General features: G+C 63.6%; 13 protein-coding genes and 1 other RNA gene. 8 read left to right on the top strand and 6 right to left on the bottom strand.

Translation table 11 applies throughout. From position 1 onward, the window contains the following. Positions 1 to 32 precede the first annotated feature (32 nt). The 6 genes from V6767_RS15850 to ftsH all read right to left on the bottom strand — a co-directional run bounded on the left by V6767_RS15850 (position 33) and on the right by ftsH (position 7,214). The gene (locus V6767_RS15850) at positions 33 to 1,226 is read right to left on the bottom strand and encodes a lytic murein transglycosylase (RefSeq protein ID WP_448474371.1); all 1,194 of its coding nucleotides are present in this window, start codon (positions 1,224 to 1,226) and stop codon (positions 33 to 35) included. Positions 1,227 to 1,327: 101 nt separating this feature from the next. Continuing rightward, positions 1,328 to 1,969, bottom strand: a complete 642-nt coding sequence (locus V6767_RS15845; protein ID WP_448474370.1) for a class I SAM-dependent methyltransferase — start codon at positions 1,967 to 1,969, stop codon at positions 1,328 to 1,330. Continuing rightward, complete coding sequence (locus V6767_RS15840; protein WP_448474369.1) at positions 1,962 to 3,200, bottom strand: DUF3419 family protein; 1,239 nt, start codon at positions 3,198 to 3,200, stop codon at positions 1,962 to 1,964. The genes V6767_RS15845 and V6767_RS15840 overlap by 8 nt, the downstream gene beginning before the upstream one ends. Positions 3,201 to 3,299: 99 nt before the next feature. After that, positions 3,300 to 3,938, bottom strand: a complete 639-nt coding sequence (locus V6767_RS15835) for a hypothetical protein (RefSeq protein ID WP_448474368.1) — start codon at positions 3,936 to 3,938, stop codon at positions 3,300 to 3,302. A gap of 50 nt (positions 3,939 to 3,988) precedes the next feature. After that, a complete protein-coding gene (locus V6767_RS15830) occupies positions 3,989 to 5,203 on the bottom strand; it encodes a pyrophosphate--fructose-6-phosphate 1-phosphotransferase (protein WP_448474367.1) in 1,215 nt (404 codons plus the stop codon). 181 nt (positions 5,204 to 5,384) lie between these two features. Then, on the bottom strand, positions 5,385 to 7,214 hold the full coding sequence (gene ftsH, locus V6767_RS15825) for an ATP-dependent zinc metalloprotease FtsH (protein ID WP_448474366.1): 1,830 nt from the start codon (positions 7,212 to 7,214) through the stop codon (positions 5,385 to 5,387). Between the two features lie 237 nt (positions 7,215 to 7,451). Here ftsH and V6767_RS15820 point away from each other — a divergent pair, with 237 nt between their 5' ends. The 8 genes from V6767_RS15820 to V6767_RS15785 all read left to right on the top strand — a co-directional run bounded on the left by V6767_RS15820 (position 7,452) and on the right by V6767_RS15785 (position 14,464). Continuing rightward, positions 7,452 to 8,162: a TerB family tellurite resistance protein gene (locus V6767_RS15820; RefSeq protein WP_448474365.1), complete on the top strand. Its 711-nt coding sequence runs from the start codon at positions 7,452 to 7,454 to the stop codon at positions 8,160 to 8,162. A gap of 1 nt (position 8,163) precedes the next feature. Beyond that, positions 8,164 to 8,814, top strand: coding sequence for a DUF1176 domain-containing protein (locus tag V6767_RS15815; protein ID WP_448474364.1), 651 nt, complete (start codon positions 8,164 to 8,166; stop codon positions 8,812 to 8,814). A gap of 86 nt (positions 8,815 to 8,900) precedes the next feature. Further along, positions 8,901 to 10,088: an NAD(P)/FAD-dependent oxidoreductase gene (locus tag V6767_RS15810; protein ID WP_448474363.1), complete on the top strand. Its 1,188-nt coding sequence runs from the start codon at positions 8,901 to 8,903 to the stop codon at positions 10,086 to 10,088. A gap of 40 nt (positions 10,089 to 10,128) precedes the next feature. Further along, positions 10,129 to 10,524, top strand: an RNA gene (rnpB, locus tag V6767_RS15805) — RNase P RNA component class A. Positions 10,525 to 10,858: 334 nt separating this feature from the next. Further along, positions 10,859 to 11,296, top strand: a complete 438-nt coding sequence (mraZ, locus tag V6767_RS15800; protein ID WP_018063609.1) for a division/cell wall cluster transcriptional repressor MraZ — start codon at positions 10,859 to 10,861, stop codon at positions 11,294 to 11,296. 17 nt (positions 11,297 to 11,313) lie between these two features. After that, complete coding sequence (rsmH, locus tag V6767_RS15795; protein ID WP_448474362.1) at positions 11,314 to 12,333, top strand: 16S rRNA (cytosine(1402)-N(4))-methyltransferase RsmH; 1,020 nt, start codon at positions 11,314 to 11,316, stop codon at positions 12,331 to 12,333. Beyond that, the gene (gene ftsL, locus V6767_RS15790; RefSeq protein ID WP_448474361.1) at positions 12,333 to 12,710 is read left to right on the top strand and encodes a cell division protein FtsL; all 378 of its coding nucleotides are present in this window, start codon (positions 12,333 to 12,335) and stop codon (positions 12,708 to 12,710) included. Before rsmH ends, ftsL begins: the two co-directional genes overlap by 1 nt. Next, positions 12,707 to 14,464: a peptidoglycan D,D-transpeptidase FtsI family protein gene (locus tag V6767_RS15785; protein ID WP_448474360.1), complete on the top strand. Its 1,758-nt coding sequence runs from the start codon at positions 12,707 to 12,709 to the stop codon at positions 14,462 to 14,464. Before ftsL ends, V6767_RS15785 begins: the two co-directional genes overlap by 4 nt. The last annotated feature ends 28 nt before the right edge of the window (positions 14,465 to 14,492 follow it).

The raw sequence follows: 14,492 nt of genomic DNA, 5'->3' as shown, positions 1-14,492 counted from the left end.
CGCGGCTTTTTCGTGTTTGTCTGCCTGCAACCTTACATCAGTTGCTGCATGAACTGGACGGTCGGCCAGCCGTCGGCGGGCATGCCGAGGCGGAGCTGTTCGGCGCGCACGGCGTTGCGGGTGCCGGCGCCGAGAATGCCGTCGATATCGCCGACGTCGTAGCCTTTTTGCGCAAGCACGCGCTGGAGACGCTTCATCTGGCTGTCGCTCAGGCCGCGTTCGGGATTGCCGGCATTATAAGCGGGCGCGCCCTCGAATCGGGTCGCGAAGAAGGCGACCGAGGTCGTGTAGATGAAGGACTGGTTCCATTCCAGATAGACGTTGAAATTCGGATAGGCGAGGAAGGCCGGACCGAAGCGGCCCTGCGGCATCAGCAAAGCGGTCTGCAGGTTGGAGAACCGGGTATTGCCGTCGCGCGGCTGCACGCCGAGCTTGAACCACTGGCCGGCGGTCAGCCCGCCGCCGAAGCCGGTCTTGTCCCAGGGCAGGTTCTGCGGCAGCACCACTTCCTGGATCCAGGGTTCGCCCGGACGCCAGCCGAGGCTGCGGATATAGTTCGCGGCGGTCAGAAGCGCGTCGGGGGAGCTCTTCTTGACGCGGACATGGCCATCGCCATCGCCATCAACGCCGAAGCGGATGATATCCTCCGGCAGCATCTGCACCTGACCGAGCTCGCCGGCCCAGGCGCCGGTTTCGGTCGCCGGATCGAAATCGCCATGCTGGGTCATCTCGATCAGCGCGATAAGCTGCGGACGGAAGATTTCCGGGCGGCGGCAGTCATAGGACAGCGTCACCAGCGCATCGCGGGTGTTGAAGTCGCCCTGCACGGCGCCGAAATCGGTCTCCATCGCCCAGAAGGCGGTGAGAACGCCGGCGGGAACGCCGAATTCGCGGCGGGCGCGGTCAAAGGTGCTGGCATATTGCTGCATCTTCTTCTTGCCGGTCTGCAGACGCGAATTGCTGGCGGTGCGCTGCGAAAATTCGAGGAAGGTCTGCTTGAAGACGCCCTGTGCGCGGTCGCGGTTCAACACGCTTTGGCTGACCGATGCGCCCGAAAGCACGGCGTCGGCTGCCTGCGGCGAAAGCCCGCGCTGGACGGCCTCGGCCTTGACCCCGCTCAGGAAGCTGCCGAAATCGCCGCCGCATTGCTGGGCGGCAACGGGGCCGGCGAAAAGTGATGTCAGTCCGGCGGCAACGACAACCGCCCGGATCGATTTTGAAAGCATAGACGTCTCCTCAGAAACTTTCGGCCCGCATGGGACCCGTCAAATCGGTTCGCACGCTAGCCTAGACCACCTAAGCTTTCATTAAAAACTGAAATTGTTGCTTATGCGCGAAGGATGACGTGCCAGGCATAGCCGCGCCCGATGGTTTCGAACTCAAGTTCGGCATCGATCGCCTCGGCCTCAAGCACGGCCACCATATCGGCGCGCGGCGTCACGTGAAATTTCGCGAGCCAGGCTAGGAGGCCTGCGCGGAACCAGGCAGGCAGTCCTTCCTGCTGGCCGAAATCGACGATGTGAAGCGAGCCGCCGGGATTAAGGGCGCGTCTTGCGAGTTTCACGGCCTGCTGCCAGTCGGGGATCATCGAAAGGCCATAGGAGATGACGATGCGGTCGAAGCCGGTCTCGCCCAACGCGGCCGGCGTGAAGTCGCAGGCGTCGGCGGCGACGAGTACGGGCGGGCTGACGGCATTCGCGAACTTTGCGCGCGCCGAGACCAGCATCTGCTCCGATATATCGAGGCCGTAAAGCCGAACGCCGGGGTAGCGCTTTGCAATGCTGACGAGATTGCGGCCGGTGCCGCAGGCGATTTCCAGCAGCGTGTCGTCGGGCGCGCAATTGAGGTCGGCGATCAGCCTGTCGCGACCGAACAGGTAGTATTTCCGCGTGAGGTCGTAGACATGCCGCTGGTAGCGGTACATCGCGTCCATGGCAGCGGCATGGTCGCGCGCCGGGACGTCAGACATTCCGCTTTTTCTCGTAAATGTGGAAACCGCCATAGATCGCCGAACGGTCGAGCATGCCGAGTTCGCGCGAGGTCTGCGCGAGATAGCTCCATTGCCCGGCGGTTTCCGCGCCAAGCCGGCCTTCGATGATGCTCTTCTCACCGGCGGTGCGGAAGATCACCCGCGCGCCGGGCCGCGCGGTCCGGGTGATTTCGCTCCACAGCGCGTTGATCTGCGCATCGTTCATCCAGTCCTGCGCGTCGAGTAGGACATAGCGGTCCACGCTTTCGGCGGGTTTTCCCGCAAGCAGCTCGGTGAAGTTCGCGTGATGGACCGTCGCGCGCTCGGCATTGGCGCGGATGGCCGGGAACGCTGCCGCCTGCAGATAGGTCGGCATCGGGCCGTCGTCCGGGTAGCGGCGGGCGAAGGCCTGCCAGGCGAAGTAGTTCTCGTGGAGCGGGAACTGGCAGGCGAGCTTTTCCAGCCTTTGCCGCAGCACCGGGGCGAGCGTGCCGGTCTCGCTCGATTTCGCCAGCTCCTCATACTGCCGCGGCGGAATGCCGAGGCCGAACAGCGATGATTTCCGGGCCGTGGTCCAGCGGATCAGCGGCTTGTCGAAGAGCGGCGCGATCCGCTCGTCGAAGAACCGGCGCTGTTCGCGCATGGAGCGCGTCTGCGTCAATTCGGTGATATCGACGCCGTGAAGGCGCGCGACGAGATGACCGGCGCCGATGAAATTGCCGAGCAGGCCGGTCCGGTAGATATTGCGCTCGAACACCGAGATGCGCTTGCGGCCAAGGCCGTCGCGGCCTTCCCAGTAGCGCCGGGTTTCGGCATCGAGATGCGGCGCGATGTGGGTTTCGTAGTCGCGCGCGCTGCCTTTCTCGCCATTGCCGAACAGGCGCAGCACCGCCTCTTGGTCGGGCAGGTGCCGGAAGGCGGCGAGCTTCAGCCGGTTGAGCGCGATATGATGGGTGTTGAGATCGACGACGTCGATATGTTCGGGGCCGCGGCTGAGATAGGCGAGCACATTGCAGCCGCCCGAGCCGATGGTGACAACGCGATGGCCCGGACCGAGCTCCATCGCGGCGATGTCGACATCCGGGTCTTCCCAGATCTGCGGATAGACGAGGCCGGAAAACAGAAGCCCGAAGAGCCGTTCAGAAATGCCTTCCCGGCTGAAGGCCTTGTGCTGCAGCAGCGCCGATTTGAGCCGCGCGGTTTTGCCTCTGCCGTATTCGACTGCGCTCATAGCTTTTCGCCCTCCGTCACGCGCCGCGTCTCACAGAAGCGCTAACGCGGTTGTGCTACGCTTTGATGACGATGAGGGGCTGATCCACAATCCGGCGCTTCAGGCAGCGTCCTTGTTGCGGAAGCGGGCAGAGACCCGCGGCAGGCCGGAGCGCAGCAGCCGGGCGACGCGCTCGCGCCGGGCCGTTTCCTGGCGTTGGTTGAGCCGGGCAAGGACCGGACGTGCGAAGGCGGCGTAAACCAGAAGCGCCGATACGCTTGCCGCCAGATGGGCGACCGCGAGCATCTTTGCCGTTTCGAGCGTGGCAGTCGATGCGCCGATGAACAGCACCAGCACCGCAGCGGCCAGCGCCGTTTCCCGGGCCGCGCCGTCGCGACAGCGCATCCCCTGCCAGATGCTCCGCAAGGGCTGCGGCTTGGCGATGTTGTCGTTGTCGGCGCCGGGGAAGGGGCGTTTGAGGCCGGAAAAACCCTTCACCACCGCGATGACGATCACCACGCAGGCGACGATCCGCGCAAGCGCCATGCCGCTCGGCATCACGTGCACAAAGGTCATGGCCGCCGCCAGGCCGATGCCGAAAAAGATGGCGCGGGCGAGCAGGATGCCGAGGCCGACCGCCGGCAGGGCCTTTAGCCCGCGCTGATAGCGCCTGTCGGCGAAATCCAGCATTCGACCCGAAGGCAGAGAGAAGAGCAGGAAAACGAGCGCGGCGTATGCCGCCGCGATACCGGTACTCAAGGGCATTCCTCCATCCGCAATGATTATAAAAAACCTCGCGGCGGAAAAGGTCAATCGGCGGGGGCGATTTCCTGACCGATTTCCTCCATTGCGGCAATGAACCACGGCGTTTCGATATCGAAGCTGCCGCCGCCCTTGATCCGGTCGAATTCGATGGTGCGCAACTGACCGCTGCGTTCCACATCATGGCCGGTCACGCCCGAAACGCCGTCGAGCGCGCTTTCCACGGCGAGATCGACCATCGAGTGAATCAGCCTCAGATCATCATTGTTGGCCGGGGCCGAACGGGCATAATAGCCGGATTTCTGCACCATTGCGCGCTCGGCGCCGAGCAGGGAGGCGAATTGTTTGGCGAACCAGTCGCCGACATTGATGGTGTCGAGCTTGACGTGGCCGAAGGCGTCGCGGGCGATCGATGCTCCGGAAGCCTCGCGCTCGGCGACGATGGCGTCGAGGCAGGCACCCTCGGAAACGAACAGCGAAATCGTGCCATTTTCGTCCATCACCTGCTTCAGGCGGTCCGCTTCCTGTTCCAGGTCGAAGGCGGTTTCCGGCAGATAGACGCCGTCGATCATCTTCATCGCCCGGTTCATCAGCATGCCGTCCACGAATTCGGTCGATTTGATCCGGTCGAGATAGGCGCGCGCGGTCGCCGCCGTCAGCCAGCCGCAGCTTCGGCCCATCACCTCGTGGATGATCAGGGTGCGGGGCGCGGCGCTCTGCTCGTTGGAGATATTGTCGAAGAAGGCCGCGCCATATTCGGCCGCCGTCCATGCGCCAAGCGTCTGGCGGATTGGCTTGACGTCGTTGTCGACCGTCTTGGGCAGGCCGACCACGGTCAGGTCGTAGCCGTTGGTCTTGAGATAGGCGGCGAGATCGGCCGCTGTCGTATTGGTGTCGTCGCCGCCGATCGTGTGAAGAATGGTGATTCCGTCCTTCGTCAGCTGCTCGGCGGCAACCTGCAGCGGATCGGCGCCTTCCGGCACCAGGCCGCGCTTCTCGCAATCCTTGCGGTTGGTGAGCTTCACCCGGCTGTTGCCGATCGGCGAGCCGCCGAACTTGTGCAGGAGATGGGCCTGCTGGCGGATATTCGGCGTGATTGCCATGCTGTCGCCCGTCAGAAGCCCGGCATAGCCGGAGCGATAGGCGATGATCTGGGTATCGGGCGCGATGTCCGAATAGCGCTCGATCAGCCCGCCAACGGCGGAGGAAAGGCAGGGGGCAAGCCCCCCGGCGGTGAGCATGGCGACTTTGTGCTGGGACATCGGACCTCTTTCCTGGCTTCGACTTCGCGACATGGATGCGTCAGCCGCGCCGGGGTGTAAAGCCCGTTCAGCAATAAAATCGGTTTGACGCGGCTGGCATGCAACTGGAAACTCTTTCAGAGTAAACTAGGTTTCTTTTTGCTTGCCGTAGATAGGTGACCAGCGATCACGACGTAGGCGTTCACCCCAGAACCCGCGCCTGCGCCAGGGGTTGCTGGACCAGCGGCGGGAAGTCGTCGGGGGTGATGGTTTCCTTTTCCAGCAGCATGCGCGCGCCGTCGTCGAGGTCCTTGCGGCGCTGGTTGAGGACTTCCTTGGCGCGTTCATAAGCCTCGTCGATCAGCTTGCGGATCGCGAGGTCGATCTCGCGGGCGGTGACGTCGGAATAATCCTTGGCGCCGCCCATGCCGGGGGCCTCGGGCATGTATTGGGCGCGCTTCTGTTCCAGCGCCGCCTGGCCGATATCCGGGTCCATGCCGAAACTCATGACGTATTGACGGGCGATATCGGTGACGCGGGCGAGATCGTCGGAGGCGCCGGTGGAGATTTCGCCGTAGACGATGTCTTCCGCCGCCCGGCCCGCAAGCAGCACCACCATGCGGTCGCGTAGTTCGCCTGCGGTGATCAGGAAGCGGTCCTCGGTCGGGCGCTGCATGGTGTAACCGAGCGCGCCGATAGAGCGCGGGATGATCGAGATCTTGTGCACCGGATCGGTCTTGGGCAGGGCGGCTGCGGCCAGCGCATGGCCCATTTCGTGAAAGGCGACGCGTTCGCGTTCGTCCGGGTTCAGCAGCCTTCCGCGCCGTTCGGACCCGGCGACGATGCGCTCCACGGCCTGGGTGAAGTCTTCCATCGTCACCTTCTCGCCGCCGCGCCTCGTCGCGAAGATCGCGGCCTCGTTGACGAGGTTGGCGAGATCGGCGCCGGAAAAGCCCGGCGTCAACGCCGCGACCTGGCCGGCGTCGACATCTTCGGCAAGCCGGATTTTCTTCATGTGAACGGCGAGGATGGCGGCGCGGCCGGTGCGATCCGGGCGGTCCATCACCACCTGACGGTCGAAGCGGCCGGCCCGCGTCAGCGCCGGGTCGAGCACTTCCGGCCGGTTGGTGGCGGCCAGGATGACAATGCCGGCGGCGGGATCGAAGCCGTCGAGTTCCACCAGAAGCTGGTTCAGCGTCTGCTCCTTCTCATCATTGCCGCCCATGCCGAAGGAATTGCGGGCGCGGCCCAGCGCGTCGAGCTCATCGATGAAGATGATGCAGGGCGCCATCTCGCGGGCCTGCTTGAACAGATCGCGCACGCGCGCAGCCCCCACGCCGACGAACATCTCGACGAATTCCGAGCCGGAGATCGAGAAGAAGGTGACGCCGGCCTCGCCCGCGACCGCCTTGGCGATCAGCGTCTTGCCGGTGCCGGGCGGGCCGACCAGCAGCAGTCCTTTCGGAATATGCGCGCCGAGCCGGCCGTATTTCTCGCGTTCGGTGAGGAAGGAGACGACTTCCTTCAGTTCGAGCTTGGCCTCGTCGGCGCCGGCCACATCGTCAAAGGTCACGCCGGTGTCGCGCTCGACATAGATCTTGGCCTTGGACTTGCCGATATTCATCATGCCGCCAAGGCCCATCCCCTGCTTTTCGGCAAATTTGCGGAAGAACCAGGCCCAGATCGCGAAGAAGATCACGATCGGCAGTACCCAGGAGAGGATCTGTGTCAGAAGCGAATGGTCGGGAACGCCGGTGACATCCACCTTGTACTTGTCGAAGTCGACAGCCAGTTCCTGTGGCACGCGGTAGGTGACGAAATATTCCTTGCCGTCCACCGCCGTCTTGAACTTGCCCTCGATCGTGTTTTCGGCGATCGCCACCGACTGGACCTGGCCCTTTTCGATATAGTTGATCATGTCGGAATAGCTGATCCGCGCGACGTCGCGCGACGTAAACCAGAGCTGAAACCCGATCACGATCAGGAAGGCCACCAGAAAATAGCCAAGGTTGAATGTATTCTTGCGTTCCATGGCGCGAAGTCTCCCGGTCATGCGTCCCTGCCCATGTCTATAGCCACCCGCTTGCCGGGCAGGCAATCGGAAAAGGCGGGCGCGGTGCGGGAGCGCGTGCGGGACGGGACGAAAATGTCGCAGTGCGATCACGGAAAATTTCTGATTGAACCGCTCGGTTCGACTTGCATGCGTCGCCGTTTTTGTCCAATCTTGCGATTCTTGAGAAGGCGGGTCGCACCGCCGGGAGCCTGTTGAATGTCATTCTGGGAAAAACTGGTCCATTTCGTCAGCCAGTCCGCCGGCAACGTCCTGACCGGCGTGGTCGAAGCCGTGCGCACGCTGTTCGAGGGCGATCCCGAAACCCGCCGCCAGGTGGCGTTTTCCGTTTCGCTGATCGCGCTCTCGGCGAAGATGGCGAAGGCCGATGGCTTCGTGACCATGGAAGAGGTTGCCGCCTTCCACGAGATTTTCGAAATCCCGGAGGAAGAGCGCGTCAACGTCGCCCGGCTCTATAATCTCGCCCGTCAGGATATCGCCGGCTACGATGCCTATGCACGCAAGCTCAAGGGGCTGTGCTCGGATGGCGAGGAGGGCTGCCCGCTGCTGGAAGAGGTGATCGACGGCCTGTTCCATATCGCCAAGGCCGACGGCAATATCCACGAGAAGGAACTGGATTTCCTGGCCCATGTCGCCGAGATCTTCGGCATCAGCGAGGCTCGTTTCCAGACCATCTGCGCGCGTCATATGGATATGGGCGAGCGCGACCCCTACGGCGTGCTCGGCGTCTCCCGCAATGATGACTTCAAGACCATCCGAAGCCGCTATCGCGCGCTGGTGGCCGAAAACCATCCCGACCGGCTGATCGCACGCGGCGTGCCCAAGGAATTCCATGCCGCGGCGAATGACCGCATGGCCCGCATCAACGCGGCCTATGAGGCGATCGAGCGCGATCAGCGGGCGGCTTGACATGAGTGCCGCGCGTCTCCGCCTGCTTCTGGCCGCAGCCTTCATCCCCGCCGGACCTGTCCTGGCCGCCGATGACGGCCTTGCGACCGCGAAAGCCATGGTCGTCGCCGCCCATCCCGGACAGTGCGAGAGCGATCTTGCCGAACGCTTCGACGGGCTTGAGGATCAGGCGTTCGACGTGTCATGGCCGGAGACCCGCTATGACGGGACGGTGGAGGATGTGAAGGGGCGGCTCTACCAGATCACCTGCGGCATCGGCGCCTATAACGTGGCTGTCGCCTATGTCTTTGCCCGCGAGGACGGGTTTCCGGAAGAGGGCGAGATCGTATCCTTCGCGACGCCCGCTTATTCCGTCGATTACGAGCCCGGCGACGACACCTATACCAAGCTGGTCCGCGATCCCGAGGTCACCGGCTTTTCGGCCGGCACGATCCTGGTCAATCCGGAATTCGATGCGGAGACCAACACGATCTCCACCTTCGAGAAGTGGCGCGGACTGGGCGATGCCTATTCCGCCGGGCGCTGGACGCTCGACAAGGGCAGTTTCGTGCTCAAGCACTATGTCATCGATCCGATCTACGAGGCCAATCTCGAAGATCCGCCCGAAGCGCTGATCGACACGCAATTCACGCTCTATGAGGCCGGGCCCTGAGCGATAGCTTGAACCCTCCGCCAATCTTTCCCTTGCATTGACGGCCATGCTCGGTGAAGCTTCGGCAGGTTTCCAGAGAGCGGGTCATGACACGACATTTCAGGACAATCATCATCGGTCGCGGGCTGATGGGCGCGGCTGCCGCGCGCCATCTTGCGGGCATGGAAGAGGGCGTCGCCGTCATCGGGCCGGATGAGCCGGCGGACAAGGCCGCGCATACCGGCGTCTTCGCCAGTCATTATGATGAGGGCCGCATTACCCGCACCATCGACCGCAATCCGGTCTGGGCGCGGCTCGCCAACCGGTCTATCGCCCGCTACCGGGATATCGAGCGCGACAGCGGCATCGATTTCTTCGGCGAGGTCGGCGCGCTGATCGTCGGGCCGGGCCGCTCGCGCGGGCGCTATGTCGAAACCATCATGGATGCCGCCGGTCAATGCGGGGCATTGGCGGAAATTGTCGAAGGGGCAGGGCTTCGGGAGAAATTCCCTTACTTCGCCTTCGCGCCGAAAACGGAGGGCGTGTTTGAAGCGCGCCGGGCGGGCTATATCTCGCCGCGAAGGCTTGTGGCCGCGCAGTCCCTGCTTGCCGGAAAGGCCGGCGCGGAGGTGATCGCCGCGACCGTGACCGAGGTGAACGATGGCGGCGTGCGGGTCAGTGTTGCCACCGATGCCGGCGAGACGCTGACGGCCGACAAGGTGCTGGTGGCCGCCGGCGGCTTCACCATCAACGAGAAGCTTCTGCCGGCGAAGATCGACCTCACCGTCTTTGCCCGCACCATCGCCTATTTCGAGGTGGACGAGGAAGAAGCCCGGTCGCTTTCGGCCATGCCGAGCCTGATCTACAAGGCGGAGTTCGATGAGGACGGCATCTATCTTCTGCCGCCGATCCGCTACCCCGATGGTCGCTGGTACATCAAGATCGGCGGCGATCCCGATGATGTGCCGCTTTCAAGCGAGGCGGATATCCGCGACTGGTTCCGCTCGACCGGGCATAACGCCACGCGCGAGCACCTGACCCGGATCATCTGCGATCTGATGCCGAAGCTGAAGGTGCTGCAATCGGAAACCGGCACCTGCGTCACGAGCTATTCGCCGTCCGGCTATCCGATGATCGGCTTCTCGCCATCGCCCCGGATCGCGGTGCTGACCGCCGGCTGCGGGGCGGCGGCCAAGAGTTCGGACGAGATCGGCCGGCTTGGCGCGGTGCTGATGGCTAAGGGCACGCTTGCGGGCGAGGACTACCCGGTCGATTTCGCGCCGTCGTTTTCGTAATCTCTTTCCTTCGATCCCAAAACGCACTAGGAAAGCCCGACCAGTTGGCCGGGCGGCCGCGCTTTGCCAATGCCGAAAGGCGGCAGGGTGAGGAAAGTCCGGGCTCCACGGAAACACGGTGCCGGAGAAAGTCCGGCGGGGGCGACCCCAGAGATAGTGCCACAGAAAGCAAACCGCCCGGCTTTTGCCGGGTAAGGGTGAAAGGGTGGGGTAAAAGCCCACCGCGCCAGCGGCAACGCATGGCGGCACGGTAAACCTCACCGGGAGCAAAACCGAATAGGGATGACGCGGCGCTTGACGCCAGCCTGTTTCCAGGCCGGTCATCCGGGTGGGTTGCGAGAGGCAGCGTGCAAACGCTGTCCCAGATGAATGGCCGCCACGTTTTGCGGGCAACCGCAAAGCCATACAGAACCCGGCTTACAGGCCAACTGGTTATTTCCTTTTTTCATTCAAAAACGGGCGCTTGGGCGCGCCGTTTGGCATGCCGCGATGAAAGCTTTCGTTAAGGGCGGGCTGATAGAATCAGCCTTTCCGAAAGCGCTGTCGACACGGTTAATAACGGCTTATCCCATTGACGCCCAAATCTGCCCATGTTATCCCATTAAGCATAAATTCGCTGCCCGATGCGGATGCGGCTTCCGGGCGGCGCGATGGCTTTAAGTGTTTGTTTTTCATGCTGAGTTCGCCCGTCGGGCGGTTTGGTTTTCCAGGGTATTCCTTTGGGTTGGCGGTCTGCGAAGGACTGCTAGAGACGTCGGTAGTAGCGCGTAATGAACCGGTTTCTGTCCAACGCGACCAAGAAGGTCGACGCCAAGGGAAGGGTGTCGGTGCCTGCGGTGTTCCGCACGGTGCTGGCGGAGCGGAATATCACGGAGCTCTACTGCTTCCAGGATTTCGTCTTCCCGGCAATCAGCATCGGCGGTCCCGATCTACTCGACCGGTTCGAGCGGCAGATCGATCAGGAAGACCCGTTCTCGGCGGAAGCAAACAGCATGTCGCTGCTGATCCATGGCGGCGGCGTGTTCGCGAAACTCGATGCCGAGGGGCGGTTGATGGTCACGGACTTCATCCGCGATTTCACCGGCATCGATACGGAGGTCACATTTGTGGGGCGGGCGGATCACTTCCAGCTTTGGGAGCCGCAGGCATTTCAGGAAGCGCAGGCACAAGCGCGCAAGGCCCGTCTCGGCGGGCGGGCGGGCGCCTGATGAAACGGGGAAACGGAATGGCGGGGAATCCTGGCACAATCGATGCCAATGGCGGACCGGTTCGTCACATTCCGGTTATGCTTGCCGAGGTGCTGGCTCAGTTGAAGCCGGCGCCCGGCAAGATCATTCTCGACGGCACGTTCGGTGCGGGCGGCTATTCCGGCGCGCTGCTGGAGGAGGGCGCCGAGGTTATCGGTCTCGACCGCGATCCGAATGCGATTGCTGCAGCCGGCGATCTTCTCGCGCGCTACCCGCGCCTCTCTCTGCATCACGCCCGTTTCTCCACGCTCGATCGCTTTGCGCCTGAAGGCGGGCTTGATGGCGTGGTGCTGGATATCGGCGTCTCCTCCATGCAGATTGATGAGGCCGAGCGCGGCTTTTCCTTCCAGAAGAACGGCCCCCTCGACATGCGCATGTCGGGCGAGGGCGTTTCCGCTGCCGATGTCGTCAACCGGGCGAAGGTCGGAGACCTGACGCGGATTTTCGGCATTCTCGGCGAGGAAAAGAACGCCGGCCGCATCGCCCGCGCCATCGAGAAGAAGCGCGCCGAGGAGCCGTTTGCGACCACCCGCGACCTTGCCGGGCTGATCGAGGTCGTCACCCCGCGCCGCGCCAAGGACAAGATCCATCCCGCTACCCGCGTGTTCCAGGCGCTCCGTGTCTACGTCAATGACGAGCTCGGCGAGTTGGCCGGCGCTCTGCTGGCGGCCGAACGGGCCCTGAAGTCCGGCGGCGTGCTGGCGGTTGTCACCTTCCATTCGCTTGAGGACCGGATCGTCAAGCAGTTCATTTCGGCGCGCCTCGGCAAGGCCGGCGGCTCGCGCCACCTGCCGGAAGTCGCGCCCGCGCCCGCTCTTTTCGATCAGCCGGGTAAGGCCATGATCGCGGCGAGCGAGGAAGAGGCCGCGGAAAATCCGCGGGCGCGCTCCGCCAAGCTCCGCGCCGCGATCCGCACCGCAGCGCCTGCGCCTGAAACCGGGCTCGATGCTTTCGGCCTGCCGTCCCTTGCCGATATTTCCCGCCTTGGAGGCGCCTGATGCTTCGTCCGCTCGATCTCATCCTCATTCTGGTCATGGTCGCGACCGCGACGGTCACCTACACGATCAAATACAGCGTCGAGGCGACCTATGATGAGGTTCGCGCGCTCGATGACCAGATCGCGCTGGAGCAGAACAATATCGACCTGCTGAAGGCCGACGAGGCGCTGCTGACGCAGCCCGCCCGCATGGCGCGGCTTGCCGAGTTCTTCGCGGCCGAGCTCGACCTGCACCCGGCCGAACCGGAGCAGATCGCAACGCTCGACCAGCTTCCTCCCATTGCTCCCGAGCCTGTCGAAGAGGAGCTGCCGCCGCTGATGGCCGGCAATGCCCCCGACGGCACGGATATCGTCATAACCGGATCGGTGACACCATGATCAAGCTTCCCGGCATCCTCAAACTGAAGCCCAGGCTGAAGCCCAAGGCGCGCCGCGTTGCGAAGGCACAGCCAGAAGCTGCGGAGTCCAACGTGTTTCAGGGCACGGCCAAGAAACGCGTCAATCTTGCGCGCAGCCGGGTCGGCTTCGTCACCTTCGCCTTCGTCGCCGTCTATGCCGTGATCGGCGGGCGGCTGGTGCATTATTCGCTGGCCAAGGATGATGGCGCGGTTGCCCGCGCGGCGATGCCGCTGACGCTGGCGCGCCGTCCGGATATCGTCGACCGCAACGGCGCGGTGCTGGCGACCGACGTCCGGATGATGTCGCTTTATGCCGACCCCTCGATGATCACCAGCGCCGACGATGTTCTCGACGCGCTGCTGCCGATCTTTCCCGATCTCGATGCCAAGCGCGCCTACCGGCTGTTGAATTCGAAGGGCGAATTCGTGTGGCTGAAGCGCCAGATCACGCCCAAGCAGCAGAGCCAGGTTCTGGCCGCCGGCGTGCCCGGCGTCGGCTTCCGCCCGGAGGTGCATCGCTTCTATCCCGGCGGTCCGCAGGCGGCCCACGTCCTCGGCCTCGTCGATATCGACAATCGCGGCCTGTCCGGCATCGAGCGCTACATGGACAAGACCGACGGCATTTCCGGCCTGATGGGCCTCGGTCTGTCGGGCGCGATGGACCTGAAACCGTTCGAGACCTCGATCGATCTGCGCGTGCAGAGCATCCTGCGCGACGTTCTGGTGGAGGGCGTCAACAAGTTCCATGCCATCGGCGCGACCGGCACGGTTCTGGACGTCAACACCGGCGAGATCATTGCGCTCGCATCGGTGCCCGATTTCGACCCGAACAATCCGCCGCCGGCGACCGATCCGCGGATGCTGAATGACGCGATCACCGGCGTTTACGAAATGGGCTCGACCTTCAAGGCCTTCACGCTGGCCATGGGGCTGGAATCCGGCAAGTTCAACATGAATAGCCTTGTCGACGCGAAAACGCCGCTGATCTTCGGCCGCTCGCGCATCCGCGACGACCATGCCCAGAACCGGATTCTCACCTATCCGGAGGTCTTCACCTATTCCTCCAATATTGGCGCGTCGCGTATCGCGGCCGCCGTCGGCCCGGACTACCAGCGCACGTTTCTGGAAAATCTCGGCCTGCTCGACAAGATGGATACCGAGATCGGCGGTGCGGGAACGCCGCAGCGCCCGCAGAAATGGGGCGGGGTCTTTTCCGCGACCGTCTCCTTCGGCCAGGGCGTGACCACAACCTCGCTGCAGACGGCGGCCGCCGCGGCGGCGCTGGTCAATGGCGGCAAGCTTCTGACGCCGACCTTCCTGCCGCGCAGCCAAGAGGAGGCCGACCGGATCGCCAAGCACGTGGTCTCCAAGGAAACCAGCGACAAGATGCGTTATCTTTTGAGGCTGAACGGCACGGACGGCTCGGGCCGCAACGGCCAGGTGCCCGGCTACCGCGTTGGCGGCAAGACCGGCACGTCGGAGAAGATTATCGATGGGAAATATTCGAAAGATCGCAATTTCAACGCTTTTCTTGCCGCATTTCCCATGGACAACCCGCAATATGTCGTCCTGGTGACGATTGACGATGCCAAGAAGGTCGAGGGGGTCCCCGGTCGTACGGCCGCCTGGAACGCCGGGCCGATGAATGGCGAGATCATTCGCCGGACGGCGCCAATCCTCGGCGTTGATCCCGATTTCGGCGCGGAAGGGGCAGCCCTCCTCGCTTCCTACTGATGCCATGCCATCCGGCCCGCCGGGTGCA

The organism is Martelella sp. FLE1502, assembly GCF_053484255.1.
The sequence above is the reverse complement of the archived record's forward strand: the minus strand, read 5'-3'. Positions and strand labels throughout refer to the sequence as shown.

Coding starts and splice junctions, on each gene's coding strand:
- V6767_RS15850 (WP_448474371.1), bottom strand. CDS start 1,226: ATGCTTTCAAAATCGATCCGGGCGGTTGTCGTTGCCGCCGGACTGACA.
- V6767_RS15845 (WP_448474370.1), bottom strand. CDS start 1,969: ATGTCTGACGTCCCGGCGCGCGACCATGCCGCTGCCATGGACGCGATG.
- V6767_RS15840 (WP_448474369.1), bottom strand. CDS start 3,200: ATGAGCGCAGTCGAATACGGCAGAGGCAAAACCGCGCGGCTCAAATCG.
- V6767_RS15830 (WP_448474367.1), bottom strand. CDS start 5,203: ATGTCCCAGCACAAAGTCGCCATGCTCACCGCCGGGGGGCTTGCCCCC.
- ftsH (WP_448474366.1), bottom strand. CDS start 7,214: ATGGAACGCAAGAATACATTCAACCTTGGCTATTTTCTGGTGGCCTTC.
- V6767_RS15820 (WP_448474365.1), top strand. CDS start 7,452: ATGTCATTCTGGGAAAAACTGGTCCATTTCGTCAGCCAGTCCGCCGGC.
- V6767_RS15815 (WP_448474364.1), top strand. CDS start 8,164: ATGAGTGCCGCGCGTCTCCGCCTGCTTCTGGCCGCAGCCTTCATCCCC.
- V6767_RS15810 (WP_448474363.1), top strand. CDS start 8,901: ATGACACGACATTTCAGGACAATCATCATCGGTCGCGGGCTGATGGGC.
- mraZ (WP_018063609.1), top strand. CDS start 10,859: ATGAACCGGTTTCTGTCCAACGCGACCAAGAAGGTCGACGCCAAGGGA.
- rsmH (WP_448474362.1), top strand. CDS start 11,314: ATGGCGGGGAATCCTGGCACAATCGATGCCAATGGCGGACCGGTTCGT.
- ftsL (WP_448474361.1), top strand. CDS start 12,333: ATGCTTCGTCCGCTCGATCTCATCCTCATTCTGGTCATGGTCGCGACC.
- V6767_RS15785 (WP_448474360.1), top strand. CDS start 12,707: ATGATCAAGCTTCCCGGCATCCTCAAACTGAAGCCCAGGCTGAAGCCC.